17 protein-coding genes are annotated in these 19,149 nt (G+C 41.8%); 12 read left to right on the forward strand and 5 right to left on the reverse strand.

Annotated features, from left to right (window positions below; all coding sequences use genetic code 11):
- The first annotated feature begins 77 nt into the window (after positions 1 to 77).
- From ligA to DYH63_RS12160, 6 genes are read left to right on the forward strand one after another with little or no spacing between them, the layout of a single operon-like run.
- Positions 78 to 2,093, forward strand: a complete 2,016-nt coding sequence (gene ligA / locus DYH63_RS12135) for an NAD-dependent DNA ligase LigA (RefSeq protein WP_116789057.1) — start codon at positions 78 to 80, stop codon at positions 2,091 to 2,093.
- 33 nt (positions 2,094 to 2,126) lie between these two features.
- Positions 2,127 to 2,678, forward strand: a complete 552-nt coding sequence (locus tag DYH63_RS12140; protein WP_116789058.1) for a GNAT family N-acetyltransferase — start codon at positions 2,127 to 2,129, stop codon at positions 2,676 to 2,678.
- Between the two features lies 1 nt (position 2,679).
- A complete protein-coding gene (gene rlmH / locus DYH63_RS12145; RefSeq protein WP_116789059.1) occupies positions 2,680 to 3,153 on the forward strand; it encodes a 23S rRNA (pseudouridine(1915)-N(3))-methyltransferase RlmH in 474 nt (157 codons plus the stop codon).
- A gap of 21 nt (positions 3,154 to 3,174) precedes the next feature.
- A complete protein-coding gene (locus DYH63_RS12150) occupies positions 3,175 to 3,783 on the forward strand; it encodes a hypothetical protein (protein WP_116789060.1) in 609 nt (202 codons plus the stop codon).
- Positions 3,784 to 3,816: 33 nt separating this feature from the next.
- The gene (locus tag DYH63_RS12155) at positions 3,817 to 4,362 is read left to right on the forward strand and encodes a hypothetical protein (protein WP_116789061.1); all 546 of its coding nucleotides are present in this window, start codon (positions 3,817 to 3,819) and stop codon (positions 4,360 to 4,362) included.
- Positions 4,359 to 4,712, forward strand: coding sequence for an iron chaperone (locus tag DYH63_RS12160; RefSeq protein WP_116789062.1), 354 nt, complete (start codon positions 4,359 to 4,361; stop codon positions 4,710 to 4,712). The genes DYH63_RS12155 and DYH63_RS12160 overlap by 4 nt, the downstream gene beginning before the upstream one ends.
- Before the next feature lie 5 nt (positions 4,713 to 4,717).
- On the opposite strand, the gene DYH63_RS12165 is transcribed toward DYH63_RS12160, so the two are convergent.
- A complete protein-coding gene (locus DYH63_RS12165) occupies positions 4,718 to 5,854 on the reverse strand; it encodes an MFS transporter (protein WP_116789063.1) in 1,137 nt (378 codons plus the stop codon).
- A gap of 605 nt (positions 5,855 to 6,459) precedes the next feature.
- On the opposite strand from DYH63_RS12165, the gene araA reads away from it, so the two are divergent.
- The 6 genes from araA to DYH63_RS12195 all read left to right on the forward strand — a co-directional run bounded on the left by araA (position 6,460) and on the right by DYH63_RS12195 (position 14,335).
- Positions 6,460 to 7,950, forward strand: a complete 1,491-nt coding sequence (araA, locus tag DYH63_RS12170; protein WP_116789064.1) for an L-arabinose isomerase — start codon at positions 6,460 to 6,462, stop codon at positions 7,948 to 7,950.
- Between the two features lie 51 nt (positions 7,951 to 8,001).
- Positions 8,002 to 9,708, forward strand: a complete 1,707-nt coding sequence (locus DYH63_RS12175; protein ID WP_116789065.1) for a sodium:solute symporter family transporter — start codon at positions 8,002 to 8,004, stop codon at positions 9,706 to 9,708.
- 18 nt (positions 9,709 to 9,726) lie between these two features.
- Positions 9,727 to 10,389, forward strand: coding sequence for a fructose-6-phosphate aldolase (fsa, locus tag DYH63_RS12180; RefSeq protein ID WP_116789066.1), 663 nt, complete (start codon positions 9,727 to 9,729; stop codon positions 10,387 to 10,389).
- Positions 10,390 to 10,404: 15 nt separating this feature from the next.
- Positions 10,405 to 11,247: a transketolase gene (locus DYH63_RS12185; RefSeq protein WP_205528322.1), complete on the forward strand. Its 843-nt coding sequence runs from the start codon at positions 10,405 to 10,407 to the stop codon at positions 11,245 to 11,247.
- Between the two features lie 100 nt (positions 11,248 to 11,347).
- Positions 11,348 to 12,304: a transketolase family protein gene (locus DYH63_RS12190; RefSeq protein ID WP_116790821.1), complete on the forward strand. Its 957-nt coding sequence runs from the start codon at positions 11,348 to 11,350 to the stop codon at positions 12,302 to 12,304.
- 108 nt (positions 12,305 to 12,412) lie between these two features.
- Positions 12,413 to 14,335, forward strand: a complete 1,923-nt coding sequence (locus DYH63_RS12195) for a glycoside hydrolase family 97 protein (RefSeq protein ID WP_116789068.1) — start codon at positions 12,413 to 12,415, stop codon at positions 14,333 to 14,335.
- 73 nt (positions 14,336 to 14,408) lie between these two features.
- Here DYH63_RS12195 and DYH63_RS12200 read toward each other — a convergent pair whose 3' ends face one another.
- The 4 genes from DYH63_RS12200 to DYH63_RS12215 form a co-directional block, all read right to left on the reverse strand.
- Positions 14,409 to 15,179 carry a hypothetical protein gene (locus DYH63_RS12200; RefSeq protein WP_162927014.1) on the reverse strand — a complete coding sequence of 257 codons (771 nt, stop codon included), beginning with the start codon at positions 15,177 to 15,179 and terminating at the stop codon, positions 14,409 to 14,411.
- 138 nt (positions 15,180 to 15,317) lie between these two features.
- Positions 15,318 to 16,487, reverse strand: coding sequence for an aldose epimerase family protein (locus tag DYH63_RS12205; RefSeq protein WP_240408985.1), 1,170 nt, complete (start codon positions 16,485 to 16,487; stop codon positions 15,318 to 15,320).
- A 270-nt stretch (positions 16,488 to 16,757) separates the two neighbouring features.
- On the reverse strand, positions 16,758 to 17,459 hold the full coding sequence (locus DYH63_RS12210) for an L-ribulose-5-phosphate 4-epimerase (protein ID WP_116789071.1): 702 nt from the start codon (positions 17,457 to 17,459) through the stop codon (positions 16,758 to 16,760).
- Entirely contained in the window at positions 17,446 to 19,134 is a 1,689-nt protein-coding gene (locus tag DYH63_RS12215) for a ribulokinase (RefSeq protein ID WP_116789072.1), read from the reverse strand. Before DYH63_RS12215 ends, DYH63_RS12210 begins: the two co-directional genes overlap by 14 nt.
- Between the last annotated feature and the right edge of the window lie 15 nt (positions 19,135 to 19,149).

The following is a 19,149-nucleotide window of genomic DNA, read 5'->3' on the forward strand; positions in this document are numbered from 1 at the left end:
GTACCCTGTACCACTAAAAATTATTTTTCATTTTTTAAACTTTGGCTACCTTAGCAGGATAAACAAACAAGCGTTTTATGGACATCCTCCAAAAAATTACGGCACTGCGCGACGAGCTTAACCAGCACAACCACAACTATTATGTGCTTGATGCTCCCTCTATATCTGACTTTGACTTTGATATAAAGCTGAAAGAACTTCAGGAACTTGAGGCCAAACATCCTGAATATTTCGACGAAGATTCTCCCACGCAGCGTGTGGGTGGTGCAATAACCAAGAATTTCAACACGATAGCACACGAGTACCGTATGTATTCGCTCGATAATTCCTACTCTAAAGAGGAACTTTTAGAATGGGAAAAGCGCGTACATAAAAATCTGGGTACCGATGATGTACAATATACCTGCGAACTAAAATATGATGGTGCCTCAATAAGCATATCGTATGAAAACGGCAGGCTGACCAAAGCTGTAACCCGAGGCGATGGTTTTCAGGGCGATGAAGTTACCGCTAACATAAAAACGATACGTGCTGTACCCATAAAATTAAAGGGAGATTATCCTGCAAAGTTTGACATTCGCGGGGAGATCATCCTACCCCTGGAAGGCTTTGCTAAAATGAACCAGGAGCTCATAGAACTTGGAGAAACTCCGTATGCTAATCCGCGAAATACGGCATCCGGTAGCCTTAAGCTACAGGACAGCGGTGAGGTTGCAAAGCGCCCGTTAGATTGTTTATTATATTCATTAATTGGCCCTAACCTGCCTGTAGCCACCCAGTTTGAAGGACTTGAAAAAGCCCGCCAATGGGGTTTTAAAGTACCTAAAGAAGCGCGCTTAGCCAACAATATAGATGAAGTACTGGCTTTTATAGACCACTGGGACCATCACCGCCACGACCTGCCTTATGAGACGGATGGTGTGGTTATTAAAGTAAACGACCTGCACCAGCAGGACGAACTGGGCTATACTGCTAAAAGCCCGCGCTGGGCTGTAGCCTATAAATTTAAGGCAGAGCGTGTAAGTACCAGACTAAACTCGATATCTTACCAGGTGGGGCGCACCGGGGCTATTACGCCCGTAGCTAACCTTGAGCCCGTGCAGCTTGCGGGTACTACCGTAAAGCGTGCGTCGTTACATAATGCAGACCAGATCGCCAAGCTCGACGTGCGCGAGGGTGACGAGGTATTTGTAGAAAAAGGCGGTGAGATAATTCCCAAGATTATTGCCGTAGATTTTACCAAACGCCCCGAAGATTCTAAAGAAACGATATATATAGATAAATGCCCCGAGTGCTTTACCGAGCTCGAACGTAAAGAGGGCGAGGCACAGCACTACTGCCCTAACTTTTATGGTTGCCCGCCGCAGATCATTGGTCGCACCCAGCATTATATTTCGCGCAAGGCGATGGATATTGAAGGCCTGGGTGGAGAAACCGTTGCCCTGCTTTACAACTCTGATCTTGTACACAACTATGCCGACCTTTACGAACTGAAAAAAGAGCAGGTTATACCGTTAGAGCGTATGGCAGATAAGTCGGCGCAAAACCTTATAGACGGTATTGAGAAATCTAAAGAGATTCCGTTTGAACGCGTACTTTATGCATTGGGCATCCGTTATGTGGGCGAAACCGTTGCCAAGAAACTGGCGCGTCATTATAAGAATATCGACAACTTAGCAAAGGCTTCACTTACGGAATTAATTTTGGTAGATGAAATAGGCGAACGCATTGCCCAAAGCGTTATCGGATTTTTTGAAAATGAACAGAACCGCATCCTCATAGAGCGCCTTAAAGGCTATGGCGTACAACTTGAAGCCGCTGCGGTGGCCGATACTAAAGTAAGCGACAGCCTGGCCGGGAAGATATTTGTAGTATCGGGTGTGTTTGAAAAATATAGCCGCGACGAACTTAAAAAAGCTATTGAAGATAATGGTGGTAAAGTAGGTGGTTCTATTACCGGAAAAACCAACTACATTGTAGCCGGAGATAACATGGGGCCTGCCAAACTTGAAAAAGCCAACCAGCTTGGGGTTAAGATTATTAGTGAGGATGAGTTTATAGAGATGCTTAATCTGAACAATTCCTCACAATAAACATTTGGGAACGCATTTAAGTTATCTTGTAGTATGAACCAAATTCAATTAAAATCAGATCGGCTTTTGCTTCGCAATTTTATTGCGAGTGATGTTATAAATGTACACGATTTGCTGATACAACCGGAAACCATAGCTTTTAATCCTGGTCTTGCTCCCGAGAATGAAGCGGCTACACTAACATTACTTTCAGGCTGGCAGCAGGAAATAAACAATGAACCACGGCTTAATTACACTTTCAATATTGAAAATACTAACAAGCAATTTATAGGAATTATCAGTATTGGTATTGTAAAAGTAAAATATAGAAATGCCGAAGTATGGTATAAGCTAAGCCCTGATGTTTGGGGTAAAGGCTATGCTACTGAGGCGCTAAATACCGTTATCAAATTTGGTTTTGAAGTATTAAATTTGCATCGTATCGAGGCAGGCTGTGCTGTTGGCAACATCGCATCTTATAAAGTGATGGAAAAGACAGGAATGCAACGCGAAGCACACAGACGCAAATTACTCCCGCTTAAAACCGGTTGGAGTGATAATTACGAATATGCTATTCTTGACGAAGATTACTTTAAAGGCATTTAAAATGAACATAAAACTCATTGCCATAGGCAAAACCGATAATAAAGCTCTGCAAACGCTGATAGACGACTACACCAAACGATTGGGTTTCTACATAAAATTTGACCTGGAGATCATTCCGGATATTAAGAACGCAAAAAACCTGAGCGAGGCACAACAAAAAGAAAAAGAGGGCGAACTTATACTGGGCAAGCTCTCCCCTACCGACCAGTTGATATTGCTCGACGAGAACGGCAAAAACTTTAGTAGCGTAGGCTTTAGCGAAGAGCTGCAAAAAAAGATGAACTCAGGTATTAAGACACTGGTATTTGTTATTGGCGGGCCGTATGGTTTTAGCCAACAGGTGTATGCCAAGGCTCAAGGCAAAATATCGCTCTCATTAATGACGTTTAGCCACCAGATGGTGCGGTTGTTTTTTATCGAGCAGGTGTACCGGGCATTTACCATTTTAAGAAACGAGCCGTATCATCATCAGTAACCAGGATTAAAACCAACCACCATGAAAAAAAAACCAATAATCCTATTAACACTTTTATTATTAGCAGGTTGTAACAATAAAAGTAAGACTTCTGAACCTACACAACAAAGCGATAATTTTTTTGACAAATTTGAGAAGCTTGACAAAACTACCCCTTTCTTTACTTTTGACCAAGTAACATATTACCACAATGATTTTACAAGTGGTGAGTTTGCAGATATAATTGATAAGGAAGACTCAATTAGTAAATCTGAGAAAAATTTACTTGAGACAATTACTACTAATCTTCCGGAAAACTTAAATGACATAATAATAATCAACATCAAAAATAATTATCCCGTAAAAATTGAGATGCCCGAAAAGGATATTCAATTTCTAAAAGATATTTTTCAGGAAAAATACAAAGATCGCGATTGGTCGAGTGCCTGCGTACCAATGTATCGCGATGTTTTGGTTTTCAAAACAAGAGGGAAAATAACGGGAATCGCAAAAATATGTTTTGGCTGCTGGGAATTCAGCTTTTCGGGCACAAAAGCAAAAACAGGCGGTTTTGGCCTGAAAAACGAATTGAATAATCTTCATAAGTTGCTCTACGAGAAACTACCTAAAGGAAATAAATCAGATCAATGATATACTGATTAAAACAAGCTTAAACCAACCACCATGAAAAAAATATTATCTCTTTGTCTGCTCCTTATTTTTCTAACAGGTTGCGAACAGCAACCCTTTTTTGATTTTGATAATGTAACGCATTATCATAGCGATATTACTCAAGAAGAGTTTTCTATCTTAAAGAATAAAAATACTAACGATAAAAATTTCGAATTATTCTCCGCTCTCTTATGGGGACATTATGATTACCCAAGAACCATCCACAATACAAAATTTATTGGCGGTGTAGAGCAGTTCTATCCTGTAAAAATTGAGATAAACCCAGACAAAATTGTTCAGTTTAAAGAGATTTTTAAAAGTAATAATTTAAAACCTGATGTTGCAACACTATGCGAGCCCTTCTATAGAGATATAATCGTATTTAAAAAATCAGGTCAAATTACAGGTATTGCAAAATTATGCTTCGGTTGTCAACAGTTAGCAATTATTGGTACAGATGAAAATGCTGAAGGGTTTGGAGAAAATGGGGAGTGGAAAAAGCTACAAACATTATTATCTGAAAAATTGCCTGAAGGCAGCAATCTTACAGAAGAATGAAAACCGTAAATCAATACATCGCCCAGTTTCCACCCGAAACCCAAAAACTCTTACAACGGGTTCGGGATGTTATTATACAAACAGCACCTGATGCCGAGGAAAGTATTAGCTATGCCATGCCAGCCTACAAACTAAACGGAAAACCGCTGGTATATTTTGCGGGTTATAAAAAACACATTGGTTTTTATGCCACGCCTACAGGCCATGAGGCTTTTAAAAATGAACTTAGTAAATATAAGCAAGGTAAAGGCTCGGTACAATTTCCTATTACAGAACCGATGCCTTTAGACTTAATAAAGCGTATAGTAGCTTTCCGCGTAAGCGAAAATTTTGCGAAAGCCAAAAAATAAACAACTTACACCTTAGCCTTTGTAGTAAAGGCAATAACCAGCAACGCCATAAACGCAAGGAATAAAAACGAAACTTTGAGGCTTGATGCTTCTGCCAGGAAACCAATAACCGGGGGCCCTACTAAAAAGCCCACAAAACTAATGGTACTTACGGCTGCAATAGCCGGGCCAGGCTGCATGGTTGTGCTGCGACCAGCGGCACTGTACACTAACGGCACCACGCTAGATATACCCGCACCTATAAACAGGAAACCTATTATAGAGGGTATCAGCGTAGGGAAAATAACCACCAGCAACAACCCCGTAAGGCTCAGCGTACCGCTAACCTGCAATGTAGTTTTTAACCCGAAGCGTGCCGCAAAACTATCGGCAACAAAACGTCCGCTTGCCATGGCACACATACCGGCAGTATAACCCGCGCCTACCCATGCACCGGGAGCCAATACTACCTTTTTAAAATATATGGTACTCCAGTCAAACATAGCACCTTCTATAACCATAGAGCAAAATGCAATTAAGCCAAGGGTAATAAGTGCACTGTCGGGTTTGGCAAAGGCACTCTTTTTCTTTTCTGCCCCCTTGTCGTTATGCAGGTATTTTAAGCATACAATAACCGATATTACTGTAATAATGGCTATCAATATAAAATGTGGCATTGGGTCTACCCCCTGCCCTATCATCAGCGTACCCACACTTGCACCTACAAAACCGGCAAGGCTCCACAAACCGTGAAACGATGCCATAATGGGCTTTTTATACAATACCTCTGTTGCTACTGCCTGTGTGTTTACAGATATGTTTACCGAATTACTAGCCATTCCAAACAGCACCAGGTTAGCCGCTAACAGGTATATATTAGGTACAAGCCCAAGCCCCACCAGCGATACACCATACATCATTAATGCTACGGCAAGTACTTTGCGGCTGCCTACTTTATTTACTGCCCAGCCCGCCAACGGCAGCGAAATCATAAGGCCTACAGGTAATGCAAAAAGTACCGCGCCCAGTGCTGCTTCGCTAAGCGAAAGTTTTTGCTGTATAGTAGCAATGCGCGATGCCCAACTGCTAAAAACAAGCCCCGCCATAAAAAACATGGCTGCTACTGCCCTTCTTATAACAACCGGCGCGTAAGATGATGTCATTTTTATACTAATAAAGGTTAGTTACGCAAAGATATAATTATAAGTGTAAAATATACAATTATAATATTTTTCATTGCTTCAATAAAAAGCAAAAATAGTAAATTTGATTGTTCTTGAATTACAAATAATATGATGGTATTAAATTTCATTCAAAAGACAATCACAATTATTGTTTTAGCAACTTTCTTTGAAAAAAAAGACGAAAAAGTAATGTGCATTAAATAATTATAGTACATTTGACTATAACTAATTCTCACCCTAACCAATTTAAACAGAAAACACTATGAAATTATATAGAACATGAATTATCTCACGGGCGGAAGTTCAATCACAAGCTCCCTTCTACTTCGGTACATAATACCGCATAAACCTATAAGTATCGATATCATAAAATGTATAATTCTTTTACGCACACATTTTATACAGACGTTAATTTTATAGGCATAATTTATAAAATCTATATTTTTTTGGTCTAACTCTTGTATATGTCGAAAAATTAGTGTTATTTCGACACTTATTAATTTATAGTTTCTTTAACAGAAACTAACAGACTTAAAAAGGGGTAGTTACCCCACAACAAACAACAATTTTTTACAAACATAATTATGATTGACTTAAAAACATTTGAGGTGTGGTTTGTAACCGGAAGCCAAAACCTTTATGGCGATGAAACACTTAGACTTGTAGCAGAACATTCTCAGGAAATTGCAAAAGGCCTTGACGCTTCGGGCAAAATACCTGTACGTGTGGTATATAAGCCTACTGTAAAAAGTACTCAGGAAATATATGATACGCTTGTAGCTGCAAACACTGCCGAAAATGTAATAGGTGTTATTACCTGGATGCACACTTTTTCTCCTGCCAAAATGTGGATCAGGGGTCTTGCTGCTTTAAAGAAACCTTTACTGCACCTGCACACACAATACAACCGCGACATTCCGTGGAGCTCTATGGATATGGACTTTATGAACCTTAACCAGAGTGCACACGGCGACCGTGAGTTTGGTTTTATGGTATCGCGCATGCGCAAAAACCGTAAAGTTGTTGTAGGTCACTGGCAATCTGCCGATGTAGAAGAGCAAATAGGCAACTGGAGCCGTGCAGCAGCCGGATGGCATGACTGGCAAGGTGGTAAATTTGCCCGTTTTGGAGATAATATGCGTTTTGTTGCCGTAACAGATGGCGATAAAGTTGAGGCAGAACTTCAGTTCGGTTTCTCTGTAAACAGCTATGGTATTGGCGATCTTGTGGCTTTAATCGACGCAGTTTCCGCAAACGATATTGAAGCACTTATCGAAGAATATAAAGAAAAATACACCATTGCGGCTGACCTGCTTCCGGGTGGTGAGCGTCACAGCTCTGTATACGAAGCGGCAAGAATTGAAATTGCACTTCGCAAATTCCTGGTAGACGGTGGCTTTAAAGGCTTCTCTGATACTTTTGAAGACCTTCATGGTATGGTACAGCTTCCGGGCCTTGCGGTACAAAGGCTTCTTGCAGATGGCTTTGGCTTTGCCGGAGAAGGCGACTGGAAAACAGCAGCCCTTGTGCGTGCATTTAAAGTTATGGGTAGCGGCCTTGAAGGCGGTAACGGCTTTATGGAAGACTACACCTACCACTTTGACCCTAACAACGAGCTTGTACTTGGTTCTCACATGCTTGAGATCGACGAGTCGCTTGCTTCTACAAAACCAAGCCTTGAGGTGCACCCATTAGGTATTGGTGGTAAGGCAGACCCTGCACGCCTTGTATTTAATGTAGCCGGTGGCGCAGCCCTAAACGCTTCTATCATAGACGTGGGTAACCGTTTCCGTATGATTGTTAACGAAGTTGAAGCTGTAGAGCCACAACATGAATTACCAAACCTACCGGTAGCACGCGTTCTTTGGAAACCACTTCCTGACATGAAAACCGGTTGTGCCGGATGGATCTATGCCGGTGGTGCTCACCACACTGCTTACAGCCAGAACCTTTCTGCAGAAACCATACAGGATTTTACAGAGATGGCAGGTATCGAATTTATCCGCATTGGTAAAGATTCTACTATAGACAGCATCAAGAATGAACTTAGGTGGAACGATATTGCCTTTAAATAGTAAAGTGCTATCTTAGGCACTTTTTAAACCAAATCTCAAACGTTATAAATTATGGGCAATTTTGAAACCATTGATTATGTAATTTTCATTGCTTACTTTTTCATAGTCTCCGGTTACGGGTATTATATTTACAAAAGCAAAAAAAAGGAAGAAGGCGAAGTGTCTGACTCTAAAGACTTTTTCCTTGCCGAAGGTTCGCTTACATGGTGGGCCATTGGTGCATCGCTTATTGCATCTAACATCTCTGCAGAGCAGTTTATCGGAATGAGCGGTAACGGTTTTGTGGTGGGTGTAGCGGTAGCCGCTTATGAGTGGATTGCTGCCATAGCACTTATTATTGTGGCTGTATGGTTTATACCCGTATATCTTAAAAATAAGATATTTACCATGCCTCAGTTCCTCGAAAACAGGTATAACCAGACTACGAGCCTTATTATGGCTATATTCTGGCTGTTTTTATATGTGTTTGTAAACCTTACTTCTATCCTTTATCTGGGTGCTATTGCTATAGCAAACATGGCAGGCATGGATCATTTCCATACCATTGTTATTGTTATGGCTATCTTCTCCCTGTTCATTACACTGGGCGGTATGAAGGTTATTGGCTTTACAGACGTTATACAGGTAGTAGTACTTGTAATAGGTGGCCTTGCTACTACTTACATAGCGCTTACCCTTGTTAGCGAGCACTTTGGGTTAGGTACAGATGCTATTGCTGGCTTTAAGGCCATGATGCAGGATGCTCCGGACCACTTCCAGCTTATGGGTACAAAACCGGGACCGGGTGCAAGCCAGGCTGAAGTAAACAAATACCTTATGCTTCCTGGTATTGCAATGTATTTTGCAGGTATCTGGATCGTTAACCTTAACTATTGGGGTTGTAACCAGTACATTACACAACGTGCCCTGGGTGCCGATCTTAAAACAGCACGTACAGGTATCCTGTTTGCAGGTTTCATGAAACTGGCTATGCCGGTAATTGTAATGCTTCCGGGTATTGCTGCTTATGTACTTTACAAAAATGGCGCTCTTCAAACAGAAATGGGTGTAGGAGAAGCCTTTAAGGCAGATAACGCTTACTCAGCTATCCTTAGTTTCCTACCAACAGGATTAAAAGGTCTTTCGGTTGCTGCACTTACTGCTGCTATCGTAGCATCGCTTGCAGGTAAGGCAAACAGTATCTCAACAATATTTACACTGGATATTTACAAGCGTTACATCAACAAAGATGCAGGCGAGAAAAAACTGGTAATCATGGGGCGTATCGCTATCCTTGCTGCCATTATCTTCTCTGTAGCACTTACATGGAATGACGCTCTTGGAATAGGTGGCGAAGGCGGATTTACCTTTATCCAAAAATATACAGGCTTCTTTAGCCCGGGTGTATTTGCAGTGTTCCTTTTAGGTATGTTCTGGAAACGTACTACCGGTGCAGCAGCTGTTGCAGGTGTTGTAGGTGGCTTTGTGCTGTCTGTATTCTTTAATAGCTATGCAGTAGATTTGTTTGGCCCTGAAACCATTTTATGGACAGCTTACCAAAATGCAGCTGGGCATTATGAAATACCATTCCTTATCTGTATGGGCTGGGCATTTTTCTTTACCTTGCTAATGATGATCGCTATGAGCCTTGCCGGCCCTAAGATCAATCCTAAAGCATACGGACTGGATACTGCTATGTTTAAAGTGGCTCCTTCTACACTGGCGCTTATCGTAGTAACATTACTATGTGTTGCCGGACTTTATATAACATTCTGGTAAAACTTAAACTCACACAATATGAAATTTTTTATTGACACCGCTAACCTTGCCCAGATTAAAGAGGCACACGAGCTTGGCGTGCTGGATGGTGTAACTACTAACCCGTCGCTTATGGCTAAGGAAGGTATTACCGGACAGGAAAATATTATAAACCACTACAAAGCCATTTGCGAAATTACCGATGGCGATGTTAGTGCAGAGGTTATTGCAACTACTTTTAACGAAATGGTTGCCGAAGGCGAAGCTCTTGCTGCCCTGCACCCACAAATCGTGGTAAAACTACCTATGATAAAAGACGGTGTAAAAGCTGCAAAATACTTTTCAGAAAAAGGTATCAAAACTAATGTAACCCTTGTATTCTCTGCTGGTCAGGCACTACTTGCCGCTAAGGCAGGCGCTACCTATGTATCGCCTTTTGTAGGCCGCCTTGACGATATTTCTACAGACGGACTTAACCTTATCCAGGAAATCCGCCAGATCTATGATAACTACGGTTATGAGACAGAAATACTTGCAGCATCTGTGCGCCACACTATGCATATTGTAAACTGTGCAAAACTGGGCGCTGATGTTATTACAGGCCCGCTTAGCGCAATAGAATCGTTACTTAAACACCCGCTTACCGATAATGGCCTTGCCCAGTTCCTGGCAGACCACGCTGCAGCGGCTTCAAAAGCATAATTATTTATGGAAAAGATAACCGATATAAAAAAATTAGAACAGATAGCCAGCCAGGTGCGCCGCGACATTGTGCGTATGGTACACGGCTGCCAGAGTGGCCACCCGGGCGGATCTCTGGGCTGTACTGACTATCTTGTAGCATTGTATTTTAATGCCATGACCCGCAAAGAGGGTTTTGATATGGACGGTAAAAATGAAGATTTGTTCTTCCTTTCTAACGGTCACATCTCTCCGCTGTTTTACAGCGTACTGGCACATGCAGGTTACTATGATAAGAGTGAGCTTGCTACTTTTCGTAAGTTAAACACAAGGCTTCAGGGCCACCCCACCACGCACGAGCACCTACCGGGTATCCGGATTGCATCGGGTTCATTAGGGCAAGGAATGAGTGTTGCCATAGGTTCGGCTTTAGCCAAAAAACTAAATGGTGATAACAGCCTTGTATATGCGCTTTTTGGCGATGGCGAACTTCAGGAAGGCCAGATATGGGAAGCAGCAATGTTTGCACCGCACAACCGTGTAGATAACCTTATATGTGCTGTAGACTACAACGGCCAGCAGATAGACGGGCCTACAAGCCAGGTACTTTCTCTGGGCGACCTTAAGGCCAAATTTGCAGCGTTTGACTGGACAGTACTTGAAAGCGATGGTAACGATATGGCTACAATAGTTGCCAAACTTGCCGAAGCTAAAGAACTTACAGGCCAGGGCAAACCTATTGTTATTTTGCTAAAAACAGGTATGGGCCACGGCGTAGACTACATGATGGGCAGCCACAAATGGCATGGTGCCGCACCAAACGATGCTCAGCTTGAAGCCGCACTGGTACAACTTGAAGAAACGCTTGGGGATTATTAATTTAAAGATTGAAAATTTAAATATTGAAAGATTCAGGACGGTTTAACCATACTGCAATTTTTAAATCTTTCAATCATTAAATTCTTAAATGAGAAAAAGCATGAAAAAATACACATACACAGAATCAAAAGATACGCGTTCCGGCTTTGGGGCGGGATTGCTTGAGGCAGGCAGGCGCAACAGCAATGTTGTGGCACTGTGTGCTGACCTTGTTGCCTCGCTAAAAATGCAGGATTTCATCAATGAATTTCCTGAGCGTTTTATACAGGTAGGTATTGCCGAGGCTAACATGATAGGCATCGCGGCAGGTCTTACCATAGGCGGAAAAATTCCGTTTACGGGTACGTTTGCAAACTTTTCTACAGGAAGGGTTTACGACCAGATACGCCAGAGTGTTGCCTACTCAGACAAAAATGTAAAAATATGTGCATCTCACGCCGGTCTAACACTGGGTGAAGATGGTGCAACCCACCAGATACTGGAGGATATAGGCCTTATGAAGATGCTTCCGGGCATGACGGTTATCAACCCGTGCGATTACAACCAGACAAAGGCGGCTACTATAGCCATTGCTGAATATGAAGGTCCTGTATACCTACGTTTTGGCCGTCCGGTGGTGCCTATATTTACCGATGCAGACCAGAAGTTTGAGATAGGTAAGGCATGGATGGTAAACGAAGGTGCAGACGTAAGTATTTTTGCTACAGGCCACTTAGTATGGGAAGCCATACAAGCAGGCGAAAAACTTGCAGAAATGGGCATTGATGCAGAGATCATTAACATTCATACCATTAAGCCTCTGGATGCAGAAGCAGTACTAAAATCGGTAGCCAAAACAGGCTGCGTGGTTACTGCCGAAGAACATAACAGGCTGGGTGGCCTGGGCGATAGTATTGCACAGCTGCTTGCAACCAACAACCCTGCCCCACAGGAGTATGTTGCTGTTAACGACAGCTTTGGCGAAAGCGGAACCCCTGCCCAGCTTATGACTAAGTACGGCCTGGATGCTGAACACATTATTAAAGCAGTGCAAAAAGTTATAGCACGCAAAAAATAATTTTAATTACACCAATTTTTAAAGCCATTTTATCGAACCTCTGTTCTGTAAAGTGGCTTTTTATTTCGCTTACAACTATAACGTTTTATTAAACCAAACCTCAATATTATGATTCAAAAACTCAGCCTTGCATCGCTGGCGCTTATCCTGGCATCATGCGCGTCGGGTGTTAAGACAAGTGGCACTGAGGCCAGCCCGGACGGCAAGCTTACAGTAGACTTTGGCGTAAACAAAAAAGAACAGGCATACTATCTTGTAAAAAATAATAAAACCGTTGTTATTGATACCTCTTACATAGGCCTTGTGCGTAAAGATGCCAATTTTTTTGAGCACCTGCATGTAGCATCTATTGGCGATAGCGAAAAAGTTACTGATAGCTACACCATGCTACAGGGTAAGAAAAAAGACATTACCTACACCGCAAATCAAAAGGTACTGCACCTTGAAAATAAGGACGGCCAAAAAATGGACGTTATCTTTAACGTATCAGAGCACGGACTTGCTTTTAAATATAAATTTCCTGAAACATCTGAAGATGTAAAGTATATTACAGAGGAGAAAACAAGCTTTAATTTTGTGGCAGGTAGCAAAGCATGGCTACAACCCATGAGTGAAGTAAAATCAGGATGGGAACATTCTAACCCTGCTTACGAAGAATATTACCAGCTTTATGTTCCGGTGGGCACGCCATCTACAATTGGTCAGGGATGGGTATTCCCTGCGCTGTTTAAAGCCGGAGACACCTGGGTATCGGTATCTGAAACCGGGTTGGGAAGTAATTACTGTGCATCGCACCTTGATTATGATAAAGATGCCAAAACCATTAAAATTGTCTTCCCACAGGATAAAGAACGTTTTGCTGCAGATGCAGCCCTAAACCCTGAATCTAAAACACCGTGGGAAACACCATGGCGCATACTTGCCATAGGCAGCCTTAATGATGTAACCGATTCAACCCTGGGTACTGACCTTGCAGACAAGACTGTTGAGGGCAACACTGCGTTTGTAAAACCGGGTATATCTTCATGGAGCTGGGCCATCTTAAAAGACGATTCTGTTAACTATGATACTACAAAGCAGTTTATTGATTATGCACATGATATGAACTGGCCGTACTGCCTTATTGATGCCGACTGGCACAAGCGCATAGGCATGGATAAGATAAAAGAACTTTTAGCTTATGCAAAAGAACGCAATGTAAAACTAATACTATGGTATAATTCTGCCGGAGACTGGAACACCGTACCTTATGGCCCTAAAGATAAATTTCTTACAGCTGAAGGCCGTGAAAAGGAATTCAAGATGCTGGAAGACCTTGGTGTGGGAGGTGTAAAAATCGACTTTTTTGGCGGAGATGGCCAAAGTATGATCGCTTACTATCATGACATACTAAAATCAGCATTAAAGCATAAGATACTGGTAAACTTTCACGGGGCTACCTTACCAAGGGGATGGCAACGCACCTACCCTAACCTGATGACTGCAGAAGCAATCAAAGGTTTTGAATATATTACGTTTGAACAGCAAAATGCCGACCATGAGCCATCTCACGCTGCTATAATTCCGTTTACGCGTAATCTTTACGACCCTATGGACTTTACCCCTATGGCACTGGACAAAATACCAAACATTAACCGCAGGACCACAAGCGGGTTTGAGTTGGCACTGCCTACCCTATTTATGTCGGGCATACAGCACCTTGCCGAAATACCGGAAGGCATGGCAAAAATGCCGGATTATGTAGTTACTTATCTTAAAGATATTCCTACCGCATGGGACGAGAGTAAATTAGTGGCTGGTTATCCGGGTAAAGATGTGGTAATAGCACGCCGCAAAGGCGATGCCTGGTTTATTACAGGCATTAACGGCGAGGATAAAGCCAAAGACATCAGCATCGACCTTTCATTCCTTAAAAAGGATGGCTACATGATTACCGATGGTGCTGCCTCTTTATTTGATAAGACGGTTGTAAAACCTGGTAAAACTACCGTAAAGCTAAAGCCAAACGGTGGTTTTATAATGAAATTCTAAGATTATAAGTGTTACATTTTTTGAGTAAACAGCCCTGAAAGGGGCTGTTTTTTTATTTCTATACTTGTAGATTTTACCGCTTAAAATCAAAAATAAAAGGCACTTTAATTTTAAGAAAAGAAAGAGGGTTAGATTTATAAAACACAAGCATATTTTCATTTACAAGATAAAATGGTATAACGTTAGAATACTCATCCGGCACCTGTATTTTAGAATATTTACTCACCTCTACATTATACAATACAGGTATAAATTTACCTTTATATAAAACCTCATCATATATCAATTTACCATCTTTCAGTATTGCTGTAGATTCTCCCGAAATATTTTTTACAATACATTTTGGCGGCCTATTACCGTCTAAAGACCAGGCATACAAATCTGCATTTGCATTTACTATATCCGGGTCATGCGTCACGCTGTAATAGAGAGTATTACCGGCCACTGCTACAACAAAACCATTAATTCCGGTTTCTTTCATTTTACCACCAAATAACTGGATAATACTGTCTTCTGAATCAGTTATAAATACATTTCCGCAATCATCTGCAGCAATAAATGCTGAATTTATGTTATAGTCTGTGTCTTTACCTTTAAAGGAAACTACTAAGTGTTTTTTAACATTACTTATCATACAATCATCTTTTATAAGATGTATCGCTTTACCTTTAGGATAGGTAAGAAATAATTCAGGTTTCCCTTCAATTAATACATACAATTTGTTCTCATTAAAAGAATCAAAAACTGGATTTCCTTTATTGTATCCTACAAAGACCATATCTTGAGAAAAACAATTACAGGATAATAAAAAAATTAAGAAATACCGTATTAGAAAATCGATCATAAAGTATTGGTTTGAAATCAAAAATAATCATTCTTATCAATACATATAAACAAAAAACCGGTTCCCTGCCAGGAACCGGTCTCATTAGCAAAATAAGTAACCCAAACTTATATAACTAACCTAACAAAATATTGCTTGTTATTTTTTTGCCGAGAATTTGTAGATAGTAGTTGTACTATATTTTTCTCCCGGGTTTAATGTTGTAGTAGGGAATTTTGGCTGGTTAGGCGCATCAGGATAATGTTGCGTTTCCAGGCAAAGACCGCTGCGTTTTTCATAGTTACCACCACCTTTGGCAGGTTTAGTGCCATCTATAAAGTTACCGCTGTAAAACTGTATGGCAGGCTGGTCTGTAAATACCTGCATATAACGGCCAGAAGCTTTGTGGTATACACTACCTACTTCTTTTACCTTATTGCTACTGTCTGTAAATACCCAGCAGTGGTCAAAACCGCCGCCTTTTTTAAGCTGGTCATCTGTAGCGTTAATGTCTTTACCTATCTCTTTAGCAGCAGTAAAATCAAACGCTGTGCCTGTAACTGCCTTAAGCTCTCCTGTAGGTATCAGCGTAGCATCTACCGGAAGGAATTTATCTGCCTTAAGCTCCAGTTCGTGATCAAGAATTGTTTTGAATTTGCCGCTTAGGTTAAAGTAGCTGTGCTGCGTAAGGTTTACAACCGTTTTCTTATCGGTTTCAGCTTCATATTTAATTTCAAGCGCATTATCATTGCTTAGCGTGTAGGTAACCACAACTTTAAGGTTGCCAGGGTAACCTTCTTCGCCATCTTTAGCGGTGTAGCTAAGTTTGATAGACGGCGCATCGCCCTCAATCGGCTCAGCAGTCCAAACCCTTTTGTCAAAACCTTTACCACCATGCAGCGAGTTAGGCCCATCATTTACCGTTAGCTGGTACTCTTTGCCGTCAAGGCTAAATTTACCTTTAGCGATACGATTGCCATAACGGCCAATGATTGCGCCAAAGAAATAAGGGTTAGAAGAAAGGTACAGATCCGGAGACGTATAGCCTAAAACCACATCTTCAAATTTACCGTCTTTATCCGGGGCTGTAAGCGAAAGGATATCACCACCCATAGTGATTACTTCCATCTTCATGCCGTTAGCATTGGTAAGTGTGTACTTTTCGATCTTTACGCCTTCAGCCGTTGTGGCATAATCAGATTTTTCGATAGTACTCTTAGCAGCCGGTGCGGTTTGTTCGGTCATGGTTTCTTCTTTTTTCTCCTCTTTGCAGCTAATAAGCATCGTAGCACTCATTAGTGTGCAAAGGGCGATTTTTACGTTTTTCATAATTCAGTTTGGTTTGATTATAATATCATTTACCCGATATAGCCAAAATCCTGCTTTATAACGATAGGCATAGCGGTAAAATAAATATACTAACTTTTTGCCCAAATATTATTAACCACATAGGTACATAGCATCTAATCCTAAAAAGGAAACATAGAAAATTCTTTTTAACATAGCCTATATTGAAGCGAAGCTCCCTATATAATCTTCCCGTTTTCACAGGCCATTCATTGGCTATGTATCTATGTGGTTAAACTAATTAAGGCATTGTTAACTTTGTCCGTAGTACGCATCTTTTCCATGCTTACGGTCGTAGTGTTTTTGAATTAAAGAATCCTTCATGCGCGGTGCATTCGGGTTGATCTGGCGGGTAAGGTAAGCCATCTCGGCTACAGCCTCAAGCACCTTACTGTTGTATACTGCCTTGGCAGCATTCTTACCCCAGGTAAATGGCCCGTGGTTGCCCAGCAATACCATTTCTACCTCTTCATAAGAAATACCTTTATCCTTAAAGCAGTCCAGTATCTGGATACCGGTATTGTGCTCATAATTACCCTCAATAAGTGCATCTGCCATAGGTGGAGCGCACGGAATATCTGCCGTAAGGTGGTCTGCATGGGTTGTACCTAAAATAGGAATATCCATTTGCGACTGTGCCCACGCAACAGAATAAGTAGCATGCGTATGCGCAATACCACCTATCTTTTCCCAGTGCTTGTATAGGTAAGCATGCGTTTTAGTGTCTGAAGACGGGCGCATGGTACCTTCTATAATGTTGTTATCATAGTCAAGGATAACAATATCCTCAGGCTTTAAAATATCATAAGGAACGCCGCTTGGTTTTATGGCAAATATACCGCGTGCACGGTCTACCGCACTAACGTTACCAAAGGTGTATATAACCAGCTTAAGGGCATCAAGCTGCATATTAGCCTCATAGCATTCCTCTTTCAGGCTTTTATATAAGCTCATACTTTTTTTCTTTTATTACATTTTCAACAAAAGTACCTAACTGCTTGTAAGACTCCATTAAAGCTTCGTATTTTTCTACGTGGCCTGCCTGAGGGAAGTATTCTGCCTCAAAATCAGACCCCATTTTTTTACTGGCTTCAATAACATCGCCATATACACCTGCTGCAACAGCGGCATAAATAGCAGCGCCAAGTGCAGGTGCCTGGTCGCTTTCGGCAACTTTAATAGGCATATTAAGCACGTTAGCAAGTGTTTGCATGATGAATGGCGACTTACGTGCCACACCACCAATACCTATTACAGCATTGATCTTTACACCTTCGCTCTCAAAACGGTCTACAATCATTTTAGAACCAAAGCAAATGGCGTTTACCAATGCCTTAAAGATGTGAGGTGCTTTTGTACCCAGAGACAATCCGCTGATTGCAGCCTTAAGCTCCTGGTTAGCATCCGGAGTACGGCGGCCGTTAACCCAGTCAAGCGCTACAGGAACTGCTTCAGACAACGGGATATTCTCTGCTTGCTTAGTAAGCGTACGTATAAAGTTAGCATCTACCTCATCGGCAAGTTTTTGCTTTTGCTCTGCCGTAAGGATATCTGATGTAAGCACCAGGTTATCTATAGGCCATGAAAGGATATTTTTGAACCATGCCAGTACATCGCCAAAGGCAGACTGGCCGGCTTCAAGACCGATAAGACCCGGTATAACCGAACCATTTACCTGGCCACAGATACCTTTTACAGTATTAGTACCAATAACCTCTGACGGAGATATCATGATATCGCAGGTAGATGTACCCATGATGCGTACCAGTACGTTCTCGTCTACTTTAGCACCTACAGCGCCAGAGTGTGCATCAAAGGTACCTACAGCTACTACAGTCTTGGTTGTAAGGCCAAGCTTTGCAGCCCATTCTGCATTAAGGTTACCCGCTACAACATCAGATGTATAGGTTTCATCATATAAATTGTTTCTTAGCGAAGCAAGGTACGGGTGCAGCTGCGAAAGGAATTCTTCCGGCGGAAGCCCGTTCCAGCTTTCATGCCACATGGCTTTATGGCCTGCGGCACAACGGCTGCGCTTAAAGGTTTTAAGGTCTTTATCATCTGCTAGCAGGTAGGTCATAAGGTCGCAGTGCTCCATCCAGGTATATGCGGCATTTTTAACAGCCTCATCTTCCCTTACAATATGCAGGATCTTAGCCCAAAACCATTCTGACGAATAGATACCGCCTTCAAATTTTGTAAAGTCTTCTCCACCCCATGTAGCAGCAAGGTGATTAATCTCATCAGCTTCTTTTATTGAGGTATGGTCTTTCCACAAGATCATCATGGCATTAGGGTTTTCTTCAAAACCGGGAACCAGTGCAAGCGGCGTACCATCCTGCGCTACCGGTATTGGAGAAGAGCCCGTGGTATCGATACAAATACCAACAACCAACTCTGGATTAACCTCACTGGTAGACACTACCGATTTGATCGTATTCTCAATACCCTCAATATGGTCTAGCGGGTGCTGGCGGAAACGATTAGCCTGCGGATCGCAGTACAAACCTTTTTTCCAGCGTGCATACATGTGTACTTCTGATGCCAGTTCTGCACCATTATCCGTATCTATAAGTACCGCCCTAACCGAGTCAGTACCATAATCTAATCCTATAACATATTTCTTCATTTCCTAAATCGTGTG

Origin of the sequence: Flavobacterium psychrotrophum, assembly GCF_003403075.1 — a bacterium.
In the GTDB taxonomy this organism is placed as follows: Bacteria; Bacteroidota; Bacteroidia; order Flavobacteriales; family Flavobacteriaceae; genus Flavobacterium; species Flavobacterium psychrotrophum.